Annotated in this window: 1 protein-coding gene; it reads left to right on the top strand. The window is 68.4% G+C overall.

Annotated features, from left to right (window positions below):
• Positions 1–602, top strand: a 602-nt coding sequence (locus tag EOA86_RS37520; RefSeq protein WP_206630287.1) for a toprim domain-containing protein, incomplete at both ends; no start/stop codon positions are given.

Raw genomic sequence — 602 nt, 5'->3', positions numbered from 1 at the left:
GCACCGCGCTGACCGAAAACCAGCTCGAACTCCTGTGGCGCATGGCCGGCGAGCCGGTGCTGTGCTTCGACGGCGACCAGGCCGGACTGAAGGCGGCATGGCGCGCCGCCGACATGGCGCTGCCGGCGGTTCAGGCAGGCCGCTCGGTGCGCTTTGCGCTTCTGCCAGAAGGCAAGGACCCCGACGATCTGGTCAAGGCCGACGGGCCGGACGCGTTTCGCGCAGTGCTTTCCGAGGCGCGGCCGCTTGCCGACCTTTTATGGGTGCGCGAAACGGCCGGCGGCATCTTCGACACGCCGGAGCGGCGGGCGGAACTGGAAAAGACGCTGCGCGAACTGACCAGCCGCATCCGTGATGAGAGCTTGCGCTACCACTACCAACAGGAAATGCGCGAGCGAGTGCTAAGCTTTTTCGGCACCCAGCGCAGCGCGCGCCAAGGTTATCAAGGCGGGCGCCAAGATGCGCGGCCCGGTGGGCGCTTTCAGGGCAAGGGCTCCGCTCCTGGCGGACAGTTCGCACGCGGCGGCAATGCCGGCGGACGCACCGCGATCACCGAAAGCCTCGGCCGCTCGGCGCTTGTCAAGCGCGGCAGTGAGGGGATG

Source organism: Mesorhizobium sp. M5C.F.Ca.IN.020.32.2.1 (assembly GCF_004023105.1).
GTDB lineage: Bacteria > Pseudomonadota > Alphaproteobacteria > Rhizobiales > Rhizobiaceae > Mesorhizobium > Mesorhizobium wenxiniae.
The sequence above is the reverse complement of the archived record's forward strand: the minus strand, read 5'-3'. Positions and strand labels throughout refer to the sequence as shown.